Genomic DNA, 2451 nt, shown 5'->3' on the forward strand with positions numbered 1-2451 from the left:
ACCGTGTTCCATGTCAGCCGGGTGAGCTGGGCGCCGTAGACGATCATGCCGAGACCGAAGGCGAGCACGACGACATCCGAAATGCTGCGCAGTACCGCCTTTGCGGCGGGCGGCAGGAAATAGAGCAGCACATCGAAGCCCAGATGCGTGCGTTCGCGGACACCGACGGCCGCGCCCAAAAAGATGAACCACCCCATCAAAATCACCGAGAAGGGTTCCGTCCAGCTTGGCGAACTGTTGAGCACATAGCGTGAGAACACCTGCCAGAAGATGATCACCGTCATCAGCGTCAGGCCGATGCCGCTGACCCACAGCGCAAGCCTCGCCAGCCGTGACAGCAGCCGTTCTATTGCCAGCCAGAATGGTTTCATATGCGCGCTTCCCCCTGGACGGTGGCGCGCAAGCTCGCGCCACCATTGCCGCGAACGGATTATTTGGTCGCCTGGATGCGCGCGGCGAGATCTTTCAACTCGGGGGTCGAGAGATATTTCTCGTAGACGGGCTTCATCGCATCGATCAGCGGCTGCTTGTCGATCTCACTGACCTTGACGCCGGCTTTCTCGACGATGTCGCGGGACTTCTTCTCCTGCGCGTCCCACAATTCACGCATCTTGACGACGCTGTCCTTGGCCGCCTGCCGCACGATCGCCTGGTCTTCCGGGGCGAGCTTGTCCCAGCTCGCCTTCGACATCACCAGAACCTCGGGCACGATCTGGTGCTGGTCGAGCGTGTAATGCTTGGCGACCTCGAAATGCTTGGCGGATTCGAAGCTCGGCCAGTTGTTCTCGGCGCCGTCGATGACGCCTGTCTGCAAAGCCGAATAGACCTCGCCATAGGCCATCGGCGTGGCGTTGGCGCCCAACGCATTGACCATGTCGACGAACACGTCGGATTGGATGACGCGGAACTTCATGCCCTTCATGTCGGCCATCGAGGTGATGTCCTTCTTGGTGTTGTAGAAGGAGCGTGCCCCGGAATCGTAGAAGGCGAGACCGACAAGGTCGTGAGTCTCAAAAGCTTTCAGGATCTCGTCCCCGATCGGCCCGTCCATGACATGGCGCATATGCTCGACCGAGCGGAACATGTAGGGCAGCGACGGCACCGCGGTCTGTGGAACGATGCCGTTGAACGGCCCCATGGAGACGCGGTTGAGATCGATGACGCCGGTCTGCGTCTGCTCGATCGTGTCCTTCTCCTCGCCGAGCTGCGCCGAATGATAGACCTCGACCGAATAGCGGCCATTGGTGCGCTGCTTGATCAGCTCGCCCATATATTTGACCGCTTCGACGGTTGGATAGCCGTCGGGATGGGTATCGGACGACCGCAGCACGGTTTCGGCGTTGGCGATGCCGACCAGCAACGAGCCGAAAACGAATGTTACTGCCGTCAATTTCGAAAGATGCAACATGACTTCCTCCCTATGAAACCAAAACGCCCGGCTCAGAGCCGGTAGGCCTTTTTCGCAAGTGTATAGGCAAGCTCGCGCGCCAGCTCATGCGCCTCGTCCTCGCGCAGCCGATGCTCGGCGACGAGACGCGCCAGGAACGCGCAGTCGACCCGCCGCGCCACATCGTGGCGCGCCGGGATCGAGGGAAAGGCACGGGTGTCATCGTTGAAGCCGACGGTGTTGTAGAAGCCGGCGGTCTCGGTGGTCATCTCGCGGAAGCGCCGCATGCCTTCCGGGCTGTCGTGGAACCACCAGGCCGGCCCGAGCTTCAGCGCCGGGTAGACACCGGCAAGTGGCGCCAGTTCGCGCGCATAGCTTGTTTCGTCGAGCGTGAAGAGAACGATTGTGAGGTCGCGCTCAAGTCCGACGCAGTCGAGCAGTGGCTTCAGCGCCGTGACATAGTCGGTCCGGGTCGGGATATCGAAACCCTTGTCGCGGCCGAATTTTTGGAAAACAGCCGACGAATGATTGCGCCAGGAGCCGGGATGGATCTGCAGCACCAGCCCGTCGTCGAGGCTCATCTTGGCCATCTCGGTCAGCATCTGGGCGCGGAACAGTTTCCGTTCGCGCTCGTCGTCGGAGCCACGGCGAACGCGATTGAACAGCTCCTGCGCTGCAGCATCCGAAAGATTGGCGGTCTCGGCCGTCGGATGGCCATGGTCGGACGAGGTCGCGCCGAAGCTTTTGAAGAAGGCGCGCCGCTGGCGATGCGCATCGAGATAGCCTGCCCAATTGCCGGTGTCGCAGCCGGTGATCTCGCCGAGCCGGTCGAGATTGGTTGAAAACCCCTCGAAGTCGGGATCGACGACGGCATCCGGCCGATAAGCGGTGACCACACGGCCCTGCCAGCCGCTGTCGCGGATCATCTGGTGCCATTTGAGATCGTCGAGCGCGCCTTCCGTGGTCGCGATGACCTCGATGTTGAAGCGCTCGAACAGGGCGCGCGGGCGGAAATTCTCCCACTGCAGCAGCGTCGCGATGGTGTCGTAGTGGCGGTCGGCGGG

3 protein-coding genes are annotated in these 2451 nt (G+C 61.7%); all 3 read right to left on the reverse strand.

Annotated features, from left to right (window positions below; translation table 11 throughout):
• On the reverse strand, positions 1-371 hold a 371-nt coding region (locus EN925_RS31860; RefSeq protein ID WP_164894528.1), incomplete at its 3' end, for a TRAP transporter small permease.
• Between the two features lie 59 nt (positions 372-430).
• Positions 431-1408 carry a TRAP transporter substrate-binding protein gene (locus EN925_RS31865; RefSeq protein ID WP_024504231.1) on the reverse strand — a complete coding sequence of 326 codons (978 nt, stop codon included), beginning with the start codon at positions 1406-1408 and terminating at the stop codon, positions 431-433.
• Between the two features lie 32 nt (positions 1409-1440).
• Positions 1441-2451 (reverse strand): glucuronate isomerase (uxaC, locus tag EN925_RS31870; protein WP_128337206.1); only part of this gene is annotated, 1011 nt, incomplete at its 5' end.

The sequence above is a fragment of the Mesorhizobium sp. M7A.F.Ca.US.006.04.2.1 genome (genome assembly GCF_004022915.1).
Lineage (GTDB): Bacteria > Pseudomonadota > Alphaproteobacteria > Rhizobiales > Rhizobiaceae > Mesorhizobium > Mesorhizobium ciceri.

What these genes read in the sequence shown, in the direction of transcription:
- EN925_RS31865 (WP_024504231.1), bottom strand. Translation starts at nt 1,408, where the DNA reads ATGTTGCATCTTTCGAAATTGACGGCAGTAACATTCGTTTTCGGCTCG.